We start from the raw sequence: 20,641 nt of genomic DNA on the forward strand, positions 1-20,641 counted from the left end.
CGGATCACCCGGGGTGTCACCACCCCGTCGCAGTTCGGATCGACTCGGGGGCACGTCCGGTCCGGTCGCGCTCCCCGATGCGTCTTCGGACATGGCTCTCTCAGACCTCGAGGAGTTCTGCCTCTTTGCGCTTCAACGCCTCGTCGATCAGATCGACATGCGTCTTGGTCACCGCGTCGAGCTCCTTCTCCGCACGTGCGAGGTCGTCGTCGCTCACCTCGCCCTTGAGCGCGTCGAGCTCGTCCTTCGACTTACGTCGGATGCCGCGGACGTGGACCTTCGCGTCCTCCGCCTTGCTCTTGACGAGCTTGACGTATTCCTTGCGCCGGTCAGCCGTCAGTTCGGGCATCGTCACACGGACGACGTTGCCGTCATTCGACGGGTTCGCGCCGAGGTTCGGCATGTCGCGGATCGCCTGCTCGATGCTCTTGAGCGCCGTCTTGTCGTACGGCGTGATGACGAGGGTGCGCGCCTCGAGCGCGTTCAACGATGCCAGCTGCGCCAGCGGTGTCGGCGTGCCGTAGTACTCGACCATGATCTTCTGGAAGAGCTGAGGGTTCGCGCGCCCGGTGCGGACGGTCGAGAAGTCCTCTTTCGCAGCCTCAACGGCGCGGTCCATACGGGTCTTCGTGTCGGCCAGGATCTCGGCGATCACGGTCTCTCCATTCGTCGGTACGTCCGGTTCAGTCTAGTCGGCGGGATGCCCCGGACTCAGACGCTGACGAGTGTGCCGATCGATTCTCCGAGGAGCGCACGGGTCACATTGCCCGCGGGCTCCATGCCGAACACCCGCATGTCCATGCCGTTGTCCATGCAGAGGCTGAACGCCGTCGAGTCGACGACTTTGAGCCCGCGCTGCAGAGCGTCCCGGTAGGTGATGTTGTCGAGCTTCTGGGCCGTGGCATCCTTCTTGGGGTCGGCGGTGTAGACCCCGTCCACCCCGTTCTTCGCCACGAGGACCTCGACCGCATCGATCTCGAGCGCACGCTGGGCGGCAACGGTATCGGTGGAGAAGTACGGCAGTCCGGCACCGGCACCGAAGATGACGACGCGACCCTTCTCCAGGTGCCGCTCCGCGCGACGCGGGATGTACGGTTCGGCGACCTGAGTCATCGAGATGGCCGACTGCACCCGGGTGGCGGCTCCCGCCTGCTCGAGGAAGTCCTGCAGCGCGAGCGCATTCATGACGGTGCCGAGCATGCCCATATAGTCGGCGCGCCCACGGTCCATGCCGCGCTGGCTCAGCTCGGCGCCGCGGAAGAAGTTGCCACCACCGACGACGATGGCGACCTCGACGCGGTCAACCGCGGCTGCGATCTCCTGGGCGATCTGGCTGACAACGTCGGGATTGACCCCGAGCTGCCCTGCGCCGAACGCCTCGCCAGACAGTTTCAGAAGGACGCGACGGCGTCCGGTGTTCTCATCGATCACGCGGGGATCCTCTCGTCTAGGGGGAGACTATCGAACGGCATGGAAAAGGGGTTCGCATCTTCCGATGCGAACCCCTCGTCCATCTGCTTACGCGCCGACCTTGAAGCGGGCGAAGCCGGTGATCGTGATCCCGGCTTCGGCCGCGACCTTCGCGACGGACAGCTTGTTGTCCTTCGCGTAGTCCTGGTCGAGCAGGGCGACCTGCTTGAAGAACGCGTTCACGCGGCCCTCGACGATCTTCGGCAGGGCAGCCTCGGGCTTGCCCTCGTTGCGGGAGATCTCAGTGACGATCTCGCGTTCCTTCTCGACATCGGCATCCGGCACCTCGTCGCGGGAGAGGTACGTCGGGTTGGCGAACGAGATGTGCTGCGCGATGGAGCGAGCGGTCTCGGCGTCGTCACCCGAGTAGGCGACGACCACGCCGACCTGCGGGGGCAGGTCCTTGCTCGTCTTGTGCAGGTAGACCTGGAAAGCGTCGCCCGAGAGAGTGCGAACGCGGCGAAGTTCGACCTTCTCACCGATGATCGCTGCCTCGTCCGAGATGAGGTCGGCGACCGTCTTTCCGCCGGCGTCGGCGGCCAGAGCGGCCTCAGCCGAATCGGCCCCGGCAGCCGCAGCTGCGTCGAGAACCTGCTCGGAGAGCGCGATGAAGCGGTCGTTCTTGGCGACGAAGTCGGTCTCGGTGTTCAGCTCGATGATCGTCACCTTGCCGCCCTGTTCGCGCGCAGCGACCAGGCCCTCGCTCGTAGAGCGGTCGGCACGCTTCGCGTTGCCCTTCGCGCCCTTGAGGCGGAGGATCTCGACGGCCTTCTCGAGGTCGCCCTCGGCCTCTTCGAGCGCCTTCTTCGTGTCGACCATTCCCGTGCCGAGCTGCTCGCGCAGCGCCTTGATGTCGGCGATGGTGAAGTTTGCCATGGGTGGCGGCTCCTCAGTAGTTGGGGTGTTGTGTTCCGGCGTCAGCGCCCCGCGGGTGGCGGGGCGCTGACAGGAAGATCACTCGGCGGACTTGGCCTCGGCGGGAGCCTCGGTCGCGTCCTCGGCGGTAGCTTCGGTCGCGTCCTCGGCCGGAGCCTCGGGTGCGTCCTCGGCCGGAGCCTCGGTCGTCTCGGCAGCGGGAGCGGACTCCTCCGCGGCCGGGGCGTCGGCCTGCTCGGCGGGAGCGGACTCGAGGAGCTCGCGCTCCCAGTCGGCCAGCGGCTCGGCCTCAGCCGACTCGTCGGTCGGGTTGTGACGCTGGATGAGACCCTCGGCGGCGGCGTCGGCGATGATGCGGGTCAGCAGGCTGACCGAGCGGATCGCGTCGTCGTTGCCCGGGATCGGGAACTGGAACTCGTCCGGGTCGGCGTTCGTGTCGAGGATGCCGATCACGGGGATGCCGAGCTTCTGCGCTTCGCTGACCGCGAGGTGCTCGCGCTTGGCGTCGACGATCCAGATGGCCGAGGGGGTCTTGGTGAGGTTGCGGATACCGCCGAGCGACTTGTGGAGCTTGTCGAGCTCGCGCTTCTTCAGCAGCAGCTCCTTCTTCGTGAAGCCGCTCTCGGAGGGGTTCTCGAAGTCGAGCTCCTCGAGCTCCTTCATGCGCGCAAGACGCTTGGAGACGGTGGAGAAGTTGGTCAGAAGGCCACCCAGCCAGCGCTGGTTGACGAACGGCTGACCGACGCGAGTCGCCTGCTCGGCGATGATCTCCTGAGCCTGCTTCTTGGTACCGACGAACAGGACGGTGCCGCCGTGGGCAACCGTCTCGCGGACGTACTCGTACGCCTTGTCGATGTACCCGAGCGACTGCTGCAGGTCGATGATGTGGATGCCACTGCGCTCCGTGAGGATGAAGCGCTTGACCTTCGGGTTCCACCGGCGGGTCTGGTGTCCGAAGTGGACGCCGCTGTCGAGCAGCTGGCGAATGGTGACGACGGCCATGGCCGTTCTCCTGTTCTGTGTGGTTGATCGCGCCGGACCGAAGGTCACGGCGAGCCTGGTGCCCGGCACGCACCCGCTCCCGGAGGAGACCGATGGGTGGGGATGCCGCGGATTCGACCGAAGACATCAGGTCGAGCCGCTGTGGGCACGCGTAGTCACCCCGACGAGCGAGGTGCTCCACCAGCATAGCAACAACGAGGGCTCCTCCCCCGCGTGCCGTCAGTCCCGTTCGTCCCCGAGTCAGCGGTCCCGACATCCCGGGGATCGGCGGGCCCTGCACGATGAGCGGATGCGTCCGTTCCGACCTCACATCCTCGCCCTCACCGTCGTCCTCATCGCTCTGACGTTGGCTGCCCCCGCCGCCGTGCGCGCTGCCGACGCCGCTGTGCCGGGGTGGCGACTCCCGGTACCTGGCGCCAGCGTGCTCGTTACGTTCGACGCACCCGAGCACGACTACGCCGCCGGACATCGCGGGATCGACATCGGGCCCGTCGACGGCGCCGTACTCGCTCCCGCTGATGGAGTCGTCGCTTTCGCCGGAACGGTCGTCGACCGCGGTGTGGTGACCATCGATCATGGCGACGGCTGGGTCACGAGTGTCGAACCCGTGGAGCCGACGGTGTCAGCGGGCGATCTCGTCACCGCCGGAGACCGGATCGGGCAACTGTCGCACGGCGGTCACGCCCCGGCGGGGACGCTTCACGTCGGGGTTCGCCGTGATGGGGAGTACGTCAACCCGCTGCTTCTGCTCGGTCGAGTTCCCCGGGCGATCCTGCTGCCCTGCTGCTGACCTCGGCTCACGCACGGGGGTGTGCGAGTCGGTATGCCGCGGTCAGCCGCTCCGTCGACACGTGGGTGTAGATCTGCGTCGTCCCGAGACTCGCGTGGCCGAGCAGTTCTTGCACGGCGCGCAGATCCGCGCCCCCGTCGAGCAGATGCGTGGCGGCCGAATGTCGGAGCGCGTGGGGGCCGACCGCGTCGGCTCCCACGACGGGGCCGACGATTCGTCGGACGATCTCGTACGCAGCGCGGACGCCGAGTCGCCCGCCCCGCGCACCGAGGAAGAGAGCGGAGAGGCTCGTTTCGGTCAGGAGTGCGCCGCGACCTCGGATGATCCAGGCGTCGAGAGCCTTCCCCGCGGGCGCACCGTAGGGCACGACCCGTTCCTTGCCGCCCTTGCCGAGAACACGGACGGTCGACGCCGATCGATCGAGAGAACCGAGGTCGAGCCCGCACGCCTCCGATACGCGGAGTGCCGAGCCGTACAGGAGCTCGAGGAGTGCCGCGTCGCGGAGGACGAGCGCATCGCCGGATTCATCGGCCGCGGAACGGAGCTGGTTCAAGACGCCTTCGAGGGATGTCGTGGACGCCACAGTGGGTAGCGTCCGACCGCGTTTGGGAGTCACCAGCCTGAGCGTGGGATCGTCCGTGCGCAGACCCTCCGCAGTCGCCCAGCCGAAGAACCCGCGGGCAGAGGCTGTGCGTCGGGCCAGGCTCGCTCGCGCTATGCCGCGCTGAGTCGCTGCCCACAACCACTCCCGGAGGTCCTCGACATCCACGTCGTCGAGGTGGGGGTCGTGGACGAGCGCCGTCAGGTCGGCGAGGTCGGACCGATACGCACGCACCGTCGCCGGCGACAAGCGTCGCACCCGCTCCGCATGGTGGGTATAGAGCTCGACCGCCTCGGACATACGCACCTCTTCAGGATGCCGTGCCCGTGGTGCGGATGCGGGAGGCGTGCCGTCCCGCATCCGCACCGTGCATTCGTCAGCTCGAGGACGTCACTCGCCGCCACCCGTCGGAGCCGCGCCTGACCCGACCGTCGAGCTCGAGCATTGCGAGAAGGCCGCGGACCTCGTCGGGAGCAATGCCGGCGCGGCGGGCGAGGTCGTCCGGCGATCGCGGACTGCGCGCGCTCAGCGCATCGAGCACGCGGGTCCGGTCGTCCGTCCGGTCGGTGGGTGTCGGCCGCTCGTCACCCAGTGTGCCCAGAAGCTCGCACGCGTCGTCGGCCGAGGTGACGCAGCGGGCGTCGTACTCCCGGAGCAACCGGTGACACCCTGCGGATGCTGCACTCGTCACCGGGCCGGGAACAGCTCCGAGCGGACGGCCGAGCGCCGATGCATGCCCGGCGGTGTTCAGGGAGCCGCTCCGCCACCCCGCTTCGACGACGACTGTCGCATCGCTCAGGGCGGCGATCAAGCGATTGCGCTGCAAGAAGCGCCACTTCGTGGGCGGCGTGCCGCACGGCACCTCGGCGATCACCACCCCCGGTCCCTGGGCGATACGTCCGAGAAGGTCGGCGTGCCCAGCGGGATACGCCCGATCGACGCCGCCCGCGAGCGCGGCGACTGTCGTGCCGCCGGTGGCGAGGCATCCTCGGTGTGCCATGCCGTCGATTCCGTATGCACCGCCCGAAACGATCGTCACCCCCCGCCGGGCGAGGTGCGTCGCGAGCTCCCCCGTGACGTGCTCCCCATAGCCCGTAGCCGCGCGGGCGCCCACGAGGGCGAGTGCCCGGTCGCGACTCAACGCCTCGAGGTCGCCGCGGGCCCACAGAGCTCGCGGAGCGTGGACGCCGAGGTCGTCGACTCGCTGCGGCCACTCCGGGCTCCCTGGCACGATGAGCCGCGCTCCCGCGCGCTTCGCACGGTCGAACGCGTCCTCGATGGTCTCCACGCGCGCCTGCCAGCGCTTCCGGCCTGCCTCGAGGGCCGGGGTCGTCCTCCCGCCGGAGCCGAGCGCGGTCTCGAGAGCATCCACAACTCCCATTTCGGCGATCAACGCACCCGCGACGCCGTCACCGGGTTCGGTGAGGCATGACCAGGCTGCGTGCGCGTAATGGTGGGCGACGGCATCCGTGTCTTCCACCACGTCGGGCGACACGAGGCCCTCCAGGCGCGCAGCACGCTCTTGTGGGCTGACGCTCAGCACGGCGAGGCTCCGCGCTTCAGGTACAGCGCGCCCCCGACGTCGGCAGCATTGGGAAGATCTCTCCCGGCGAGGTCCGCGAGCGTCCATGCGACGCGGAGGACACGGTCGTACCCCCGCAGGGTGAGAGAGCCGCGGTGGAGCGCCTCGTCGAGCGGACGAGTGATGGTCGGGTCGGGGCGGAGTGGTCCGGATCGGAGCCATGTCCCTTCGACCTCGCTGTTCGTCTGCCACGGCGTGTCGACCAGACGACGGGCCGCCCGTTCACGGGCACCTGCGACGCGCCCGCGCGCCTCGTCGGTCGTCAGCCCCGCCGTAACGCTGTGCGTACCGGACACACGCTGGAGGCCGAGCTCGATGTCGATCCGGTCGATCAGGGGTCCGGAGAGTCGGCCGAGGTAGCGACGGATCGCGAGCGACGGACACGAGCACACGCCGCCCGGTACGCCGTAGTTGCCGCATGGGCAGGGGTTGGTCGCCACAACGAGTTGAAACCGTGCCGGGAGCACCGCTCGGAATCCGACTCTGTGGATCTCGATGCGACCGGACTCGAGCGGTTGCCGGAGGGCGTCGAGCGCGTGACTGCTGAACTCGCCCGCCTCGTCGAGGAAGAGCACGCCACCACTCGCGCGCGCGATCGCGCCGGGCTGCACCGTACGGCTCCCGCCGCCCACAAGGGCTACCGCGGAGGCCGTGTGGTGGGGCGCCTCGAATGGGGGCCGACGCTGCAGAGTCGTCACGGCGAGGCCCGCGAGCGATCGGATCGATGCAACCTGCAGTGCCGTCTCGTCATCGAGATCGGGAAGAAGCCCCGGCAGGCGCTTGGCCAGCATCGTCTTCCCGGAGCCGGGTGGACCGCTCATGAGGATATGGTGCCCGCCTGCAGCGGCGACCACGAGCGCGTCGACGGCATCCCGCTGGCCGATCACGTCCGCAAGATCGGGGACCTGGACGTCGTCGGATGCCGCATCGCCCGGCGCCGGCACGGGATCCGTGACCACGTCGGGAACATCGAGCCCGTGCGCCCGGGCCACATCGCGCAGGCTGACCGCACCCCGCACCTCGATACCCTCGACCAGCTCCGCCTCGGGAAGATTGCCGTGCGGCACGATCACCCGTCTGAAGCCGGCTCTCGCCGCGGCCATCACCGCGGGCAGCACCCCTGAGACCGGTCGAAGTCGCCCATCGAGCCCGAGCTCGCCGAGATGAACGGTCTCGGCGAGCGACTGCCGGTCGAGAGGGGCTTCCGTGGCTACCGCAGCGATGGCGACGGCCACGTCGAGCGCGGATCCACGCTTCGGGAGGTTCGCCGGCGACAGGTTGACGGTGACATGACGTCGCGGGAGCGGCAGGTCACTGTTCGCACACGCGTTGTGGACGCGCTGTTGAGCTTCCCCGAGCGCCTTGTCGGCGAGCCCGATGATCGAGAAGCCGGGAATCTGATTGGACAGGTCAGCCTCGACCTCGACGATGTCACCCACCAGACCGGTGAGAACGACCGACCAGGTTCGCCCGAGGCTCATCGGAGGTCCTCGAGGTGCTCGACGACGGCGGACTCGGGATCGGGTCCCGTGATGCCGATCACATCGAGCCTCAGCCGCCGCCCGCGGGCGGCATCCGGGTGGGCCACCACCCACGCGGCACCGAGTCGCCACAGCCGGTCTCGCTTACGCGCGTGCACCGCTGCGAACGGGTGACCGAACCACTCCCCGCGCCGTGTCTTGACCTCGACGATGACGAGGTCGCCGTCGCGCGCTGCGACGATGTCGATCTCACCGCTGTGACTGCGCCAATTCCGATCGAGAATCCGATATCCCTGGGCGCGGAGATGCATCTCCGCGCGCTGCTCACCCGCTCGGCCGAGGTCGTCTTTCGCTGCCATGCCCCCCACTCTGGGGACATGACCGACCTCACCCCTCGGTCACCATCGGATCCGTGGATCGACTCGCGCTGCCCCCCTTTGGGGAGGAGACTCAGCCGTCGAGCGACAGCTCCTCGGGAAGTTGGAAATCGCGGCGCTGCAGCTCTTCGACGTTCACGTCCTTGAAAGTGAGGACGCGGACGGATTTCACGAATCGATCCGCGCGGTAGATGTCCCACACCCACACGTCGTTCATCGAGATCTCGAAGTAGAAGTCGTGCTCGGTGTCGCGACGGACGACATTGACCTCGTTGGCGAGGTAGAACCGGCGCTCGGTCTCGATCACGTACTGGAACTGACCGACGACGTCGCGGTACTCCTTGTACAGGGCCAGCTCGAGCTCGCGGTCGTAGTCCTCGAAGACTTCGTCATCCATGGTGAGTCCATCCTATGCGGGCGGTCAGCGGCCTCGAACCTAGAACAGCGTCGGGGCCGCGGCGATCGCCCACGATGCCCGGTGATGCGTGCTCAAACCGTGGCACTCGATGGCAGCGCGATGCTCCGCACTGGCGTACCCCTTGTTCCGCGCCCACCGGTAGACCGGCGCGTGTTCATCGAGCGCAGTCATGTGATCGTCGCGCGCGACCTTCGCGATGACGGATGCCGCCGACGCCGATGCGCAATCCCGATCCGCCTTCACGATGGGCTGGACGCTCCGCGCCACAGCGGCGACCGGGGTGATGTAGTCGTAGTTGCCGTCGAGGATGACGTGCGCCGCCCCGACATCGACGCCTTGAGCCGCGAGGTCTTCGATTGCACGGACGGCTGCGAGTCCGAGCGCCCGCATGATGCCGACATCGTCGACCTCTTGAGCCGATGCCCACCCCACAGCGTGAGCGGGAACCCACGCGCGCGCACGCTCGGCGACGTCGGCACGCCGGGGCTCGACGATGAGCTTGGAATCCCGAAGGCCCTGAGGGATCCGTCGCCGGCTGAAGGCCGCATCCGCCGCCACCGCGCCGACAGCGACGGGCCCTGCCAGCGCACCCCGGCCGACCTCGTCGCAGGCGATGACAAGGGCGTGCTCTCGCAACAGGCGCCGCTCGAGCGCGAGGGTCGGCACGACGGCCATTATGGCGCCGGAACCCCGGTGAACACGTCGTGGTGCGAGTCGATCATCCCGAAGCGGTCGAACGGCCAGGTGATGAGGAATGCGCGACCGACGATGTTGTCGATCGGGACGAAGCCCCGCCCCGGCTGCTCCTGCTGATAGCGCGAGTCCTGAGAGTTGTCGCGGTTGTCCCCCAGCACCCAGATCGATCCTTCCGGGACGGTGACGTCGTAGTCGAACTCGCCGGGAGCCGATTGCGACGGGCCGAGGTCGAGGTAGGGGGTCTCGTCGATCGGCACGTCGTTCACCGTCACCTGTCCGATCGCATTGCAACAGACGACATGGTCACCCGGCAGGCCGATGATCCGCTTGATGAGGTGGTCCTCACTGTCCGACGCGGTGAGCCCCACGAGCGACCCGAGCCAATCCACCGCCGCCGTCAGCGGAGGCTGCTCGGGTTGGTACGTCGTCGGAAGCCACCCCCCGGGGTCGCGGAAGACGACGACGTCACCTCGCTCGTAGCCGCCGAACCGGGGGGTCAACTCGTCGACGAGTATCCGGTCGCCCTTGAGGAGCGTCCGCTCCATCGAGCCGGAGGGGATGTAGAACGACCGAACGAGGAACGTCTTGACGAGGAAGGACACGAGAATCGCGACCAGCAGGATGACGAGCACGTCGCGGATGAACGGCCACGGCCCGCGGCGGGAACGGGCGCTGGTGTCGCTGTCGAAAGCGGGCGACGGGGAGTCGGTGGTCATGCTGTCCTTCACCGGTGCCGGGGTTCGGCGACCATCCACCAGCGTCGCACATGAGGGCCGCACAGAGCATCGAAACACCCGGGAACGACGGATGCCCCGGAACCGTGGTCCCGGGGCATCCGTCGAAGAAGCGCTTAGCGGTCGCGCTTCTCCTTGATCTTGGCCTTCTTGCCGCGGAGCTCGCGGAGGTAGTAAAGCTTCGCGCGACGCACGTCACCGCGCGTGACGACCTCGATGTGGTCGATCACGGGGCTGTGCACCGGGAAGGTGCGCTCGACGCCCACCTGGAAGCTGATCTTGCGAACCGTGAAAGTCTCGCGGACGCCGTCACCCGAACGACCGATCACGACACCCTGGAAAACCTGGATGCGCGAGCGGTTGCCCTCGGTGATGTTGACGTGGACCTTCACGTTGTCACCCGCGTTGAAGACGGGAATGTCGGACCGCAGCGAGGCTGCGTCGACGGAGTCGAGGATCTGCATGATCGTCACTTCCTGCGACCGCCACAGGTCGACCGCGAGAGTTAGAGGAGAAAGGATGCGGTGCCCTGTCGGCGCCGATGCGGCTCCGAACTCCCCTGAGGCAGAGATCTGTCAGGGCACAATCGTCCATTCTGCCATGGATGCAGACCGCGGCCAAACCTCGTCAGAGCAGCGGGTCGCGCTTCTCCTCCAAGACCACGACCGAGGGGTCGGCGCGCCCCCGATCGGCGGCCGCCGTGTAGCGACGGAGGATGACGGACGGGCTGGCCTCCTGCAGCAGCTGACGCAGCGACGACCAGAACACGGCGAGGAACACGACCGTCGCCGCGATCAGCAGCGGCCAGAACCAGTCCCGGTTGAAGAACCCGACGGCGATCGTCAGAACATGCCAGAGGCCGACGCCCGCGGCATCCCACCACGACACCGTGCGGGTGTGGCGGACGGTCCCGCGAGAACGGATGAGGAGAGTGAGGACGAGCTGCCCCACGAGCACGGACGGGATGGCGATGATCAGGACCCAGGCCAGAGCCCACCCACCCGCGTCCGACACGATCCATCCGATGAGGAGCCACAGCGGCAGGATGACCGCGCTCGGAAGGAGCCAGAAGAAGAATCCGCGACGCAGAGGCATCCTCTGATGCTACGCCGACGCGGGCGAACGGGCTCGGCGCCGACGCGCTCAGTCGGCGAGGAGGTCAGGCCGACGGGTGCGGGTTCGCTCGAGTTGCTGCTCGCGCCGCCAGTCCGCCACGCGTCCGTGATGGCCGCTGAGAAGGACATCAGGGACGTCGTAGCCTCGCCACGAGGCCGGCTTGGTGTACGAGGGGTACTCGAGGAGACCATCCTCGTGGGACTCCTCGACGAGACTCTCGGGGTTTCCGACCACGCCGGGTACGAGGCGTCCCACTGCTTCGATCATCGCCATCGCCGCGACCTCGCCGCCGTTCAGGACGTAATCTCCGAGGCTGACCAGACGCACGCGCCCGATCGTCGCGGCGTAGGCGAACACCCGCTCGTCGATTCCTTCATACCGTCCGCATCCGAAGACGAGGTGCGGTTCGGCGCTCCACTCGCGTGCCGTGGATTGCGTGAAGCGCTCCCCCGCAGGCGACGGGAAGACGAAGAGCGGTCCGGATGCCGCGTCACCCGCATCCTGCTCATCGCGGGCTGCGATCTCATCGAGGGCGAGCGCCCAGGGCTCCGGTTTCATGACCATGCCCGCGCCTCCGCCGTAGGGCGTGTCGTCGACGGTGCGGTGCCGGTCGGTCGCGTGGTCTCTGAGGTCGTGGACCCGGATGTCGAGGAGCCCGGCGCCGCGCGCGCGGCCGAGCAGTGAGACTTCGAGGACGTCGAAGAAGGCGGGGAAGATCGTGACGACGTCGATGCGCACGTCAGGACCCGACGGAATCCTCGTCGCCGGACTCGTCCGGCGCGTCGTCGTCGGACGGCAGGTCTTCGAACAGCCCGGCGGGCGGAGTGACGACGAGACGGCGCGCCGCCATGTCGACCTCGGGAACGATCGCCTTCACGAAGGGCACGAGGACCTCGCGGTCCCCTTCACCGGTGAGTTGGACGCTCAGGAGGTCCTGAGCCGGGAAGTGATCGACGCGTGCCACCCGACCGACGACGGCGCCGTCGCGTACGACGTCGAGCCCGACGAGCTGGTGGTCGTACCAGGCGTCGTCTTCGACGACCGGTGCAGCGGAGTCCTGATCGACCCAGAGAATCGCCCGCACGATCGACTCCGCACCAGAGCGGTCATCGATCCCGTCCAGAAAGACCACGGGGTGGGAGTTCATCCATTTGAACTCTTTGATGGTCACCGTCTTGCCGTGCCACGGCGAGGACTCCGGGACCTGCAGAGTGAAGACCGCACCGGGGACGAAACGCCCGTCGGGGTCATCGGTGAAGAGCTCGAGCTTCAGGGCGCCTTTGAGGCCGTGCGCTTTGACGAGGCGCCCGACGCGCAACTGCGTGCGGGCCGACTGTGCCGACACGTCAGTCGTCCGCGACGTCGACGCGGACCCGCGTGCCGTCGGCCAAGGCGGAGATGAGGGTGCGCAGAGCTTTCGCCGTGCGCCCGCCGCGCCCGATCACACGACCCCGGTCATCGGGGTGCACACGCACTTCGAGCACCTCGCCGCGGGGCGACGTGCTGGAGGCGATGGTGACGTCGTCCGGGTGATCGACGATCCCCTTGACGATGTGTTCGAGCGCGGCGGCCAGCAAGGTATTACTCGGACTCGGTCGCGTCGTCAGCAGCCTCGGCGGCAAGCGCGTCGGCCTTCTTCTCCGCCTTGGGCTTGACGACCGACTTCTTCGACGAGTCGATTTCGAACGGAGCCTTGGGCTCGCGGGTCTTCACGGTCGACACGGCATCCTTGTCGCCCTTGAACTTGCCCCAGTCGCCCGTGAGCTTGAGGATCGCAGCGACCTGCTCGGTCGGCTGCGCGCCGACGGAGAGCCAGTACTGCGCGCGCTCCGAGTCGACCTCGATGAACGAGGGCTGCTCGGTCGGGTGGTACTTGCCGATCTCTTCGATGACACGACCATCGCGCTTGGTGCGCGAATCGGCGACGACGATGCGGTAGTAGGGCGCACGGATCTTACCGAGACGCTTCAAACGGATCTTGACAGCCACAATTCTCCTGAATGGTGTTGCGAGTGATGTTGAACGTCGCCTGGAGCGTGGGGTGCACACCCGGCGGGAGCTCTGCGGTGGACCTCCGAGCCGGATAGAGGGTCGGGCAAGGCGGTCCAACCGTCTATTCTGCCAGACGCGAGGGGATGCCGCGAACCGCAGGATCGGCGTGCCACACTGGGCGCATGACGGTGACCTTCGCCACATCCGCCCGTTCGTCCGTCGGGATCGAGTGGGAAATCATGCTGGCCGACGGGGATACCGGTGATCTGGTCCCGGCGGCACCCGGAATCCTCGATCAGATCGAGGACCAGACCCGCCACGAGCGTCACACCGTCACCGGTGAGCTCCTCACCAACACGATCGAAGTCACGAGCGGCGTCGGCGACACCGTCGCGGCCGCCGTCGACGACATCGGCGACGCAATCGACCTGGTGCGCACCGTCACCGACCCCCAGGGTGTCGAGCTCCTCTGCGCCGGCAGCCACCCGTTCGCGCGGTGGTACGACCAGCAGGTCACCGACAAGACGCGCTACCACAAGCTCATCGAGCGCACCCAGTGGTGGGGGCGCAACATGATGATCTGGGGCATCCACGTCCACGTAGGTGTGGAGGACGTCTCGAAGGTCTTCCCGATGATCAATGCGCTCTCGGCGTACCTGCCTCACCTGCAGGCGCTCTCGGCCTCGAGCCCGTACTGGGCTGGCGACCGGACCGGCTACGCATCCAACCGCGCTCTCGTTTTCCAGCAGCTTCCGACCGCGGGCCTCCCCTGGCCCTTGGAGTCCTGGGCCGAGTACGAGGCTTACCTCGGCGACATGGAGCGCACCGGAGTCATGGCGGATGCGACGGAGGTCCGGTGGGACATCCGGCCGGCCCCGCGGTGGGGCACGATCGAGATCCGCGCCTGTGACGGGATGTCGACCCTTCCCGAGCTGGCGGCCGTCGCCGCACTGGTACAGGTGCTCGCGGAGCATTTCTCGCGCATGCTCGACGAAGGCAAGACGCTGCCCACGATCCAGCCGTGGTTCGTGCGGGAGAACAAGTGGCGTGCCGCCCGCTACGGCCTCGACGCCGAGGTGATCGTCGACCGCGAGGGACGCCAGCGCCCCGTGGCCGAGCACCTGCGGGAGGTCGTCGAATCCCTCTCCCCCATCGCGGCGGAGCTCCACTGCGCGAAGGAGTTCGCCGAGGTGACGCAGATCCTCGATCGAGGTGCAAGCTACGAACGTCAGATCAGGGTGGCCGATGCCGCCGACGGCGATCTCCGCGAAGTGGTGAGGCACCTCATCCGCGAGTTCCGCGGCGGACCCACTCTCCGCGAGTTCGTCTCCGTCGGCTGAAGCCGCTCAGCCCTTGCCGAAGAGCTTCTGGATCTCGGCGAGATCCGCCTCGGTGGGCTGCGAGGGCGCACCGAGACCGAAGCCGGAGCCGGTGGATGCCGGGTCGGCCGTAGTGATCCCGGCGTTCTCAGCGGCGCGCTTCGCGGGGTTGCCCGACCGCGAGCCACCGCTGCTCTTCTGCTTCTTTCCGCGCTTGCTCGACGCACCGGGCTTGCCGCCGACCGCGCCCATCCCAGGCATGGAGGGAACACCGCCTCGGGCGACCGTCTTCATCATCTTCGCGGCCTGGTCGAACCGCTGCACGAGCTGATTGACATCGGTGACGGTCATTCCCGACCCACGGGCGATGCGGAGGCGGCGCGAACCGTTCAGAACCTTCGGGTTCCGTCGTTCGCCCGGCGTCATCGATCGGATGATCGCCTCGGTACGGTCGATCTCGCGCTCGTCGAAGCTCTCGATCTGCTGCTTCATCTGCCCCATTCCGGGAAGCATGCCGAGCATCTTCTTCATCGAGCCCATCTTGCGGACCTGCTGAAGCTGCTCGAGGAAGTCCTCGAGCGTGAACTGCTCGGTTGCGAGCTTCTGCGCGACCCGCTGGGCTTCGTCCTCATCGAAGGCCTGCTGCGCCTGCTCGATGAGGGTGAGGATGTCACCGAGATCGAGGATGCGGCTCGCCATGCGGTCGGGGTGGAACGCCTCAAGGTCGTCGAGACCTTCACCCGTGGACGCGTAGATGATGGGGCGACCGGTGACCGAGGCGACAGACAACGCCGCGCCACCGCGCGCGTCACCGTCCAGCTTGGAGAGGACGACACCCGTGAAGTCGACGCCGTCCTGGAACGCCTTCGCCGTGTTGACGGCATCCTGACCGATCATCGCGTCGATGACGAACAGGACCTCGTCGGGCGCGGTCGCACGACGGATGTCAGCGGCCTGCTTCATCAGTTCGGCGTCGACACCGAGTCGGCCGGCGGTGTCGATGATCACCGTGTCGAACTGTTGGCGACGGGCGTGCTCCACGCCGTCGCGGGCGACCTTGACCGGATCCCCCACGCCGTTCCCCGGCTCGGGAGCGTAGATGGCTGCCCCTGCGCGCTCGGCGACGACGGTGAGCTGGTTGACCGCATTCGGGCGCTGGAGGTCGCAGGCGACCAGGAGGGGGGTGTGGCCGTCCTTCTCGAGCTGCTTCGCGAGCTTGCCGGCGAACGTGGTCTTACCGGATCCCTGGAGCCCGGCGAGCATGATCACCGTCGGGGGCTGCTTCGCGAACTGGAGCCGACGCTGCTGACCGCCGAGGATCGCGACGAGTTCTTCGTTGACGATCTGTACGACCTGCTGGGCAGGGTTCAGCGCTCGGTTGACCTCGTCACCCAGAGCGCGCTCGCGCACCTTGCCGGTGAACTCCTTCACGACCTGGAGCGCAACGTCCGCGTCGAGCAGGGCGCGACGGATCTCCCGCACGGTCCCGTCGATGTCGGCGGGCGTGAGCTTTCCCTTCGTGCGCAGATTGCGGAAGGTCTCTGTGAGCCGATCGGAGAGCGTGCCGAAGGTAGCCATGATGACTCGAGTTTAGACGAGAGCGGCCGTGTCCCCGGCGCCCTGCGATGGCAGCGTGACGGCTGCGATCGCGAGCGCATCCTCGAGCTCGTCGGCGAGCGAGGCGCGCCCGGCTCCGGCACGTGCCCATCGTTCGAGGGCGATCATCACGGCGCCGGCGTGTGCGGCGCCGCACACGGCCGCTTCAACCGGCCCCGCTCCCTTCGCGACGACGGATGCCGCGACGGCCCGCGCGATCCTGGCCTGACGGACGGCGGCGCCGCGCTCGAGCTCATCCGTGAGGCCCATGGCCTCGGCGTTGACCAGTGCGAGGGCGAGGCTGTCCGGCTCGAAACCGTCGCAGAGATGACGGAGTGCCGCCACCGGGTCGCTGACCGGCACCGCACTCTCCAGCCGGGCGACGCGCTGATCGAGGGACGACCAGAGGATCTCTTCTTTCGACTCGAAGTAATTGAAGAAGCTCGATCTGCTCACGCCCGCGCGGGCGGCGATCTCTGTGATGGATGTGGCGTCGAAGCCCCGCTCGAGGAATAGTTCGCACGCCGCCTCGGAGAGAACCTCACGGGACGACGCGCGGGGTCGTCCTGTCGTCATCCGGACAGCCTACCTTCGGCGTATTCTTGCACGCAGTCCAACAACTGACTCTGGAGGCTCCTGTGATCGAGATCCGCACGGTGGGCATGTCGCCCGACCTGGTTCCCTACCGGGAAGGATGGGCACTGCAGCGCGACCTGCATGCGCAGATCGTCGACGGCCGACGAGGAGACACCGTGCTTCTGCTCGAGCACGAGGCGGTCTACACGGCCGGGGCCCGCACGGCTCCGCATGAGCGACCCCTGGATGGCACGCCCGTGGTCGATGTGGATCGAGGCGGAAAGATCACCTGGCACGGCCCCGGCCAGCTCGTGGGATACCCACTGGTCCGCCTCCCCGAGCCAGTGGACGTCGTTGCCCACGTTCGGCGTCTGGAAGACCTGCTCATCCGGGTGACGAGGTCGTTCAGCGTCGAGGGCATGCGCGTCGACGGACGCAGCGGTGTGTGGGTCGATCGTGGCGGGTCGCTGGACAAGGTCGCCGCCATCGGCGTGCGGGTCCAGCGCGGAGTCACGATGCACGGGTTCGCACTCAACTGCGACAACTCACTCGAGCCCTTCTCGAGGATCATCCCGTGCGGGATCGCCGATGCGGGCGTCACGACGCTGAGCGCCATCCTGGGACGCAATCTCGCGCCCGTCGACCTACTGGCCTCGGTGAGGGATGCATTCGTCGACGAATTCGGAGCCGAGGTGGCTGCATGAGCGCGTCCACGACGCCGGATGGACGGAGGATGCTTCGTCTCGAGGTCCGAAACGCGCAGACGCCCATCGAGCGCAAGCCCGAATGGATCAGGACGAAGGCGCGGATGGGGCCGGAGTACCGGGAACTTCAGGCTCTCGTGAAGGACGAAGGACTCCACACGGTCTGCCAGGAAGCCGGGTGCCCCAACATCTTCGAGTGCTGGGAAGACCGCGAGGCCACCTTCCTGATCGGCGGCTCCCAGTGCACCCGCCGGTGCGATTTCTGCCAGATCGACACCGGAAAGCCCGCCGATTACGACACCGATGAGCCGCGACGTGTCGCGGAGAGCGTCACCCGAATGCGGCTGCGCTACGCCACCGTTACCTGTGTCGCTCGAGACGACCTCCCCGACGGCGGTGCGTGGTTGAACGCGGAGACGGTCCGCCAGATCCACGCCGAGAACCCCGGGACGGGTGTCGAGCTGCTCGCCACCGACTTCAACGGGGACCCGGAGTTGCTCGATGTGGTGTTCGAGTCGCGGCCGGAGGTGTTCGCCCACAACGTCGAGACCGTCCCTCGCATCTTCAAGCGGATCCGCCCGGCATTCCGTTACGACCGATCCTTGGGCGTTCTCACACGGGCGCGGGATGCCGGCTTGATCACGAAGTCGAACCTCATCCTCGGGATGGGCGAGGAGCGGCGCGAGATCGAGGAGGCCCTCAGGGACCTGCACGCCGCGGGCACCGACATCATCACCCTGACGCAGTACCTGCGCCCCTCCCCCCGACACCTCCCCGTCGCACGATGGGTGACGCCGCAGGAATTCGTCGAACTCCGAGATCTCGCGGAGTCGATCGGGTTCCTCGGCGTCCTCGCCGGACCGCTGGTGCGCTCGTCCTACCGCGCCGGCCGCCTCTGGGCGCGATCGATGAGGTCGAAGGGGCGCGACATCCCGCCCGCTCTGGCGCACTTGGCGGCGGAAGCCGAGGAGTCGGGATTCGCCCAGGCCGTGTGACACCGCCTCCTCCCCAGCCTGCGGCGCATGCTCCTCCTCCCCCGAGGTGATGGCGGATCCCACCTGGTGGGTTCGACCCTCCTATTTTCGTCGGGATGCCGGACGAATCGGCATCCCGACGAAGGAGCGACATGCGCACACCTCTTGCCCTCACCGCCACGCTGGGACTGGCATTCGCCGCCGCGGTTCTCCCGCACGCGGCGCTGTCGGAGCCGGCTACAGAGCCCGCACCGGACACGGTCGTATCCGTGACCGGAGACGCGGAGAACGGTTTCGAGATCGAGTACTACGACGGATCTGCCGAATACCCGCCGACGGACTCGGAGGCCATGGCGGAATGCGGAGAGTACGACACCCAGGTCGAGCGAGTGCGCTGTCGCACAGAAGTTCGCACCTGGTATCGAGACCTGGCGACCCTGCGTGACGCCATCGACTGGGCGCACGCGACGCGCGGCTGAGGGGGTCAGTCGGCGCTGGTCACCGATTGCACCGCGCCGGCGACGTCCAGATTCACCAGGAGGACATCGTCGGTGGAATCCGGGTCGAGCGCGTACTCGAGCACCGCGAAGGGATCCTTCCCACTGTGCTCATCCGCGAGAATCGTCATGCTCATCAGCTGCAGCGACCGGATGACATCCATGTGGGTATCCCCGGAGATGTCGACGAGGAGGTCTTCGATGTCCTCCCCCAGCACTTCCTGCTGCTGAAGGATGAACTCGGTGACTTCGCTCGTGCGGTCATCGAGCTCCGACACCATCGCGTTCCGGGCACGAAGATCGATGGTCTCCAACGCCGCGATCATCGCGGCCGCAACATCGAGGGCGTCGATCGACACGTCGTCTTGATCGGGCGCGGTGAGATCGACGGTCACCCGCTGGTCACCGAAGTCCACGACCTCCGACCAGAAGATCGACCCGTCGGGTCCGGACTCCAAGAGTCCGAAATAGTCGTGCTCGATCGCCATGCCTCAATGAAACCAGCCTTCGGGGCCCGGCGCGACCGGGCGCGTCAATCGACGAGCGCGGAAGCGAACACGTGGGGCGTGAAACCGGTCAGATCGCCGATGCCCTCACCCTGTCCGAGAAGCTTGACGGGGATGCCGGTGCGCTCCTGCACGGCGAGCACGAAGCCGCCGCGGGCAGACCCGTCGAGCTTCGTCAGCACCAGCCCGGTGACGCCCGCGTGCTCGAGGAACGCAGCCGCCTGCATGACGCCGTTCTGGCCCGTCGTGGCGTCGAGCACGAGAAGGACCTCGCTGATGGGCGCCTGCTTCTCGATGACCCGTCGGATCTTCGTGAGCTCGTCCATGAGCCCGGCCTTCGTGTGGAGACGGCCGGCCGTGTCGACAAGAACGATCTCCGTGCCGGTGCGAATCGCGTGGTCGATGGTCTGGTAAGCGACGGATGCCGGATCCTGCCCCTCCTGCTGAGGCCGGACGATCGCGGCGCCGCCGCGTTCGGCCCACGTCGCGAGCTGGTCGACGGCCGCCGCGCGGAAGGTGTCCGCAGCGCCCACGACGACGCTCCGACCGAACCGGCGGAGATAGTGGGCGAACTTGCCGATCGTCGTCGTCTTGCCGACACCGTTCACACCGACGACGAGGACGACGGCCGGTCGCTCACTGAGGCGAAGCGTCGTGTCGAACTTGGCGAAGTGCTCCTCGAGGGTCTCGCGAAGCATCCGCTGGAGGTCCTTGGGATCCGTGGTCCGGAACCGCTCGACCTTCTCACGGAGTTCATCGACGATGCGTTCCGTGATGTCGGGACCGAAGTCTGCGGTCAGGAGAGCCGTTTCCAGGTTCTCCCACGTGTCCTCATCGATCGTCGGCTTGACGAACATGCCGCGCAGCGCGCGACCAAGGGACCAGGAGCTCTCCGCCATGACTTCAGGCTAGTTGACGCCGTCAGCCCTTCTCGCAGGCGATGCCGTCCTTGTCGCGGTCCATCTTCTTGTTGGCGTTGTAAAGCGCGGTCGAGATGGTCGGCTTGACCTTGAATGCCTTGTTCTTGCCTCTGACCTTGTTGTACTTCACGCCCGACTTGGCGACGCCGCCCTTATACGTCTTGTGCATCGCGGTGCAGTTCGCGAATGTCTTGATGGCCGGCTTCGCCGCCGGCACTACTCGCGACGAGCTGACGGAAGCCGAATGCGTCGGAGCTGCAGAGGCCGCAGCAGCCGGGGCGACCGCGAGGGCACCGGCCACGAGCACAGCCATCAGCGTCCGCTGCGCTCCCGTGCGCACTGAAACCTTCATTGCCACCCCTGTCGATCGCGTGGAACGACGTGTTCCCCCAGGGTGAGGCTACACACGTACCG

27 protein-coding genes are annotated in these 20,641 nt (G+C 67.4%); 5 read left to right on the forward strand and 22 right to left on the reverse strand.

Annotated features, from left to right (window positions below):
• Positions 1 to 100: 100 nt before the first annotated feature.
• The 4 genes from frr to rpsB all read right to left on the reverse strand — a co-directional run bounded on the left by frr (position 101) and on the right by rpsB (position 3,348).
• Positions 101 to 655 (reverse strand): ribosome recycling factor, encoded by a 555-nt coding sequence (frr, locus tag ABQ271_RS07760; RefSeq protein WP_349308213.1) that lies wholly within the window; start codon positions 653 to 655, stop codon positions 101 to 103.
• Positions 656 to 711: 56 nt separating this feature from the next.
• Complete coding sequence (pyrH, locus tag ABQ271_RS07765; protein WP_349308214.1) at positions 712 to 1,431, reverse strand: UMP kinase; 720 nt, start codon at positions 1,429 to 1,431, stop codon at positions 712 to 714.
• Between the two features lie 87 nt (positions 1,432 to 1,518).
• On the reverse strand, positions 1,519 to 2,346 hold the full coding sequence (gene tsf / locus ABQ271_RS07770; protein WP_349308215.1) for a translation elongation factor Ts: 828 nt from the start codon (positions 2,344 to 2,346) through the stop codon (positions 1,519 to 1,521).
• Positions 2,347 to 2,424: 78 nt separating this feature from the next.
• Positions 2,425 to 3,348, reverse strand: coding sequence for a 30S ribosomal protein S2 (rpsB, locus tag ABQ271_RS07775; protein WP_349308216.1), 924 nt, complete (start codon positions 3,346 to 3,348; stop codon positions 2,425 to 2,427).
• A 289-nt stretch (positions 3,349 to 3,637) separates the two neighbouring features.
• Between rpsB and ABQ271_RS07780 the strand changes: the two genes are divergently transcribed.
• Complete coding sequence (locus ABQ271_RS07780; RefSeq protein ID WP_349308217.1) at positions 3,638 to 4,138, forward strand: M23 family metallopeptidase; 501 nt, start codon at positions 3,638 to 3,640, stop codon at positions 4,136 to 4,138.
• 7 nt (positions 4,139 to 4,145) lie between these two features.
• Here the strand turns inward: ABQ271_RS07780 and ABQ271_RS07785 are convergent, their stop codons facing one another.
• The 13 genes from ABQ271_RS07785 to rpsP all read right to left on the reverse strand — a co-directional run bounded on the left by ABQ271_RS07785 (position 4,146) and on the right by rpsP (position 13,132).
• The gene (locus ABQ271_RS07785) at positions 4,146 to 5,045 is read right to left on the reverse strand and encodes a tyrosine recombinase XerC (RefSeq protein WP_349308218.1); all 900 of its coding nucleotides are present in this window, start codon (positions 5,043 to 5,045) and stop codon (positions 4,146 to 4,148) included.
• 70 nt (positions 5,046 to 5,115) lie between these two features.
• A complete protein-coding gene (gene dprA / locus ABQ271_RS07790) occupies positions 5,116 to 6,282 on the reverse strand; it encodes a DNA-processing protein DprA (RefSeq protein WP_349308219.1) in 1,167 nt (388 codons plus the stop codon).
• Entirely contained in the window at positions 6,276 to 7,802 is a 1,527-nt protein-coding gene (locus ABQ271_RS07795; protein WP_349308220.1) for a YifB family Mg chelatase-like AAA ATPase, read from the reverse strand. Before ABQ271_RS07795 ends, dprA begins: the two co-directional genes overlap by 7 nt.
• Complete coding sequence (locus ABQ271_RS07800) at positions 7,799 to 8,161, reverse strand: YraN family protein (RefSeq protein WP_349308221.1); 363 nt, start codon at positions 8,159 to 8,161, stop codon at positions 7,799 to 7,801. Before ABQ271_RS07800 ends, ABQ271_RS07795 begins: the two co-directional genes overlap by 4 nt.
• A gap of 91 nt (positions 8,162 to 8,252) precedes the next feature.
• Positions 8,253 to 8,576 (reverse strand): DUF2469 family protein, encoded by a 324-nt coding sequence (locus ABQ271_RS07805; protein ID WP_036309185.1) that lies wholly within the window; start codon positions 8,574 to 8,576, stop codon positions 8,253 to 8,255.
• A gap of 39 nt (positions 8,577 to 8,615) precedes the next feature.
• A complete protein-coding gene (locus ABQ271_RS07810) occupies positions 8,616 to 9,275 on the reverse strand; it encodes a ribonuclease HII (protein WP_349310872.1) in 660 nt (219 codons plus the stop codon).
• The gene (gene lepB / locus ABQ271_RS07815; protein ID WP_349308222.1) at positions 9,272 to 10,009 is read right to left on the reverse strand and encodes a signal peptidase I; all 738 of its coding nucleotides are present in this window, start codon (positions 10,007 to 10,009) and stop codon (positions 9,272 to 9,274) included. Before lepB ends, ABQ271_RS07810 begins: the two co-directional genes overlap by 4 nt.
• A 134-nt stretch (positions 10,010 to 10,143) precedes the next feature.
• A complete protein-coding gene (gene rplS, locus ABQ271_RS07820) occupies positions 10,144 to 10,491 on the reverse strand; it encodes a 50S ribosomal protein L19 (protein ID WP_018188041.1) in 348 nt (115 codons plus the stop codon).
• Between the two features lie 163 nt (positions 10,492 to 10,654).
• On the reverse strand, positions 10,655 to 11,122 hold the full coding sequence (locus tag ABQ271_RS07825; protein ID WP_349308223.1) for an MFS transporter permease: 468 nt from the start codon (positions 11,120 to 11,122) through the stop codon (positions 10,655 to 10,657).
• Positions 11,123 to 11,170: 48 nt separating this feature from the next.
• Complete coding sequence (trmD, locus tag ABQ271_RS07830; RefSeq protein ID WP_349308224.1) at positions 11,171 to 11,881, reverse strand: tRNA (guanosine(37)-N1)-methyltransferase TrmD; 711 nt, start codon at positions 11,879 to 11,881, stop codon at positions 11,171 to 11,173.
• 1 nt (position 11,882) lies between these two features.
• Entirely contained in the window at positions 11,883 to 12,488 is a 606-nt protein-coding gene (gene rimM / locus ABQ271_RS07835; protein ID WP_349308225.1) for a ribosome maturation factor RimM, read from the reverse strand.
• Between the two features lies 1 nt (position 12,489).
• Positions 12,490 to 12,720 (reverse strand): RNA-binding protein, encoded by a 231-nt coding sequence (locus tag ABQ271_RS07840; protein WP_349308226.1) that lies wholly within the window; start codon positions 12,718 to 12,720, stop codon positions 12,490 to 12,492.
• Positions 12,721 to 12,724: 4 nt separating this feature from the next.
• Positions 12,725 to 13,132 carry a 30S ribosomal protein S16 gene (gene rpsP, locus ABQ271_RS07845; RefSeq protein WP_349308227.1) on the reverse strand — a complete coding sequence of 136 codons (408 nt, stop codon included), beginning with the start codon at positions 13,130 to 13,132 and terminating at the stop codon, positions 12,725 to 12,727.
• Between the two features lie 185 nt (positions 13,133 to 13,317).
• Between rpsP and ABQ271_RS07850 the strand changes: the two genes are divergently transcribed.
• Positions 13,318 to 14,475 (forward strand): glutamate--cysteine ligase, encoded by a 1,158-nt coding sequence (locus tag ABQ271_RS07850; RefSeq protein ID WP_349308228.1) that lies wholly within the window; start codon positions 13,318 to 13,320, stop codon positions 14,473 to 14,475.
• 6 nt (positions 14,476 to 14,481) lie between these two features.
• Here ABQ271_RS07850 and ffh read toward each other — a convergent pair whose 3' ends face one another.
• Together ffh and ABQ271_RS07860 are read right to left on the reverse strand one after the other, a co-directional pair.
• Positions 14,482 to 16,032 carry a signal recognition particle protein gene (gene ffh / locus ABQ271_RS07855; protein WP_349308229.1) on the reverse strand — a complete coding sequence of 517 codons (1,551 nt, stop codon included), beginning with the start codon at positions 16,030 to 16,032 and terminating at the stop codon, positions 14,482 to 14,484.
• A gap of 12 nt (positions 16,033 to 16,044) precedes the next feature.
• A complete protein-coding gene (locus tag ABQ271_RS07860; protein WP_349308230.1) occupies positions 16,045 to 16,626 on the reverse strand; it encodes a TetR/AcrR family transcriptional regulator in 582 nt (193 codons plus the stop codon).
• On the opposite strand from ABQ271_RS07860, the gene lipB reads away from it, so the two are divergent.
• The 3 genes from lipB (at position 16,536) to ABQ271_RS07875 (ending at position 18,783) form a co-directional block, all read left to right on the forward strand.
• Entirely contained in the window at positions 16,536 to 17,330 is a 795-nt protein-coding gene (gene lipB / locus ABQ271_RS07865) for a lipoyl(octanoyl) transferase LipB (protein ID WP_349308231.1), read from the forward strand. The two genes, ABQ271_RS07860 and lipB, sit on opposite strands and share 91 nt — an antisense overlap.
• Positions 17,327 to 18,325, forward strand: a complete 999-nt coding sequence (lipA, locus tag ABQ271_RS07870; RefSeq protein ID WP_349308232.1) for a lipoyl synthase — start codon at positions 17,327 to 17,329, stop codon at positions 18,323 to 18,325. The genes lipB and lipA overlap by 4 nt, the downstream gene beginning before the upstream one ends.
• 131 nt (positions 18,326 to 18,456) lie before the next feature.
• Positions 18,457 to 18,783 carry a hypothetical protein gene (locus ABQ271_RS07875; protein WP_349308233.1) on the forward strand — a complete coding sequence of 109 codons (327 nt, stop codon included), beginning with the start codon at positions 18,457 to 18,459 and terminating at the stop codon, positions 18,781 to 18,783.
• Positions 18,784 to 18,788: 5 nt separating this feature from the next.
• Here the strand turns inward: ABQ271_RS07875 and ABQ271_RS07880 are convergent, their stop codons facing one another.
• From ABQ271_RS07880 to ABQ271_RS07890, 3 genes are read right to left on the reverse strand one after another with little or no spacing between them, the layout of a single operon-like run.
• Positions 18,789 to 19,289, reverse strand: coding sequence for a DUF2004 domain-containing protein (locus ABQ271_RS07880; RefSeq protein WP_349308234.1), 501 nt, complete (start codon positions 19,287 to 19,289; stop codon positions 18,789 to 18,791).
• A 44-nt stretch (positions 19,290 to 19,333) separates the two neighbouring features.
• Positions 19,334 to 20,206 carry a signal recognition particle-docking protein FtsY gene (ftsY, locus tag ABQ271_RS07885; RefSeq protein WP_349308235.1) on the reverse strand — a complete coding sequence of 291 codons (873 nt, stop codon included), beginning with the start codon at positions 20,204 to 20,206 and terminating at the stop codon, positions 19,334 to 19,336.
• Positions 20,207 to 20,228: 22 nt separating this feature from the next.
• Positions 20,229 to 20,579 (reverse strand): excalibur calcium-binding domain-containing protein, encoded by a 351-nt coding sequence (locus tag ABQ271_RS07890; RefSeq protein WP_349308236.1) that lies wholly within the window; start codon positions 20,577 to 20,579, stop codon positions 20,229 to 20,231.
• Positions 20,580 to 20,641: the final 62 nt, after the last annotated feature.

Source organism: Microbacterium sp. MM2322, assembly GCF_964186585.1.
Taxonomy (GTDB): Bacteria; Actinomycetota; Actinomycetes; order Actinomycetales; family Microbacteriaceae; genus Microbacterium.

Coding starts and splice junctions, on each gene's coding strand:
- ABQ271_RS07880 (WP_349308234.1), bottom strand. CDS start 19,289: ATGGCGATCGAGCACGACTATTTCGGACTCTTGGAGTCCGGACCCGAC.
- ABQ271_RS07800 (WP_349308221.1), bottom strand. CDS start 8,161: ATGGCAGCGAAAGACGACCTCGGCCGAGCGGGTGAGCAGCGCGCGGAG.
- lipB (WP_349308231.1), top strand. CDS start 16,536: ATGTGGCGTCGAAGCCCCGCTCGAGGAATAGTTCGCACGCCGCCTCGG.
- ABQ271_RS07780 (WP_349308217.1), top strand. CDS start 3,638: ATGCGTCCGTTCCGACCTCACATCCTCGCCCTCACCGTCGTCCTCATC.
- ABQ271_RS07805 (WP_036309185.1), bottom strand. CDS start 8,576: ATGGATGACGAAGTCTTCGAGGACTACGACCGCGAGCTCGAGCTGGCC.
- lipA (WP_349308232.1), top strand. CDS start 17,327: ATGAGCGCGTCCACGACGCCGGATGGACGGAGGATGCTTCGTCTCGAG.
- tsf (WP_349308215.1), bottom strand. CDS start 2,346: ATGGCAAACTTCACCATCGCCGACATCAAGGCGCTGCGCGAGCAGCTC.
- ABQ271_RS07850 (WP_349308228.1), top strand. CDS start 13,318: ATGACGGTGACCTTCGCCACATCCGCCCGTTCGTCCGTCGGGATCGAG.
- ABQ271_RS07890 (WP_349308236.1), bottom strand. CDS start 20,579: ATGAAGGTTTCAGTGCGCACGGGAGCGCAGCGGACGCTGATGGCTGTG.
- ABQ271_RS07875 (WP_349308233.1), top strand. CDS start 18,457: ATGCGCACACCTCTTGCCCTCACCGCCACGCTGGGACTGGCATTCGCC.
- ftsY (WP_349308235.1), bottom strand. CDS start 20,206: ATGGCGGAGAGCTCCTGGTCCCTTGGTCGCGCGCTGCGCGGCATGTTC.
- ABQ271_RS07795 (WP_349308220.1), bottom strand. CDS start 7,802: ATGAGCCTCGGGCGAACCTGGTCGGTCGTTCTCACCGGTCTGGTGGGT.
- ffh (WP_349308229.1), bottom strand. CDS start 16,032: ATGGCTACCTTCGGCACGCTCTCCGATCGGCTCACAGAGACCTTCCGC.
- rplS (WP_018188041.1), bottom strand. CDS start 10,491: ATGCAGATCCTCGACTCCGTCGACGCAGCCTCGCTGCGGTCCGACATT.
- lepB (WP_349308222.1), bottom strand. CDS start 10,009: ATGACCACCGACTCCCCGTCGCCCGCTTTCGACAGCGACACCAGCGCC.
- ABQ271_RS07825 (WP_349308223.1), bottom strand. CDS start 11,122: ATGCCTCTGCGTCGCGGATTCTTCTTCTGGCTCCTTCCGAGCGCGGTC.
- rpsB (WP_349308216.1), bottom strand. CDS start 3,348: ATGGCCGTCGTCACCATTCGCCAGCTGCTCGACAGCGGCGTCCACTTC.
- ABQ271_RS07860 (WP_349308230.1), bottom strand. CDS start 16,626: ATGACGACAGGACGACCCCGCGCGTCGTCCCGTGAGGTTCTCTCCGAG.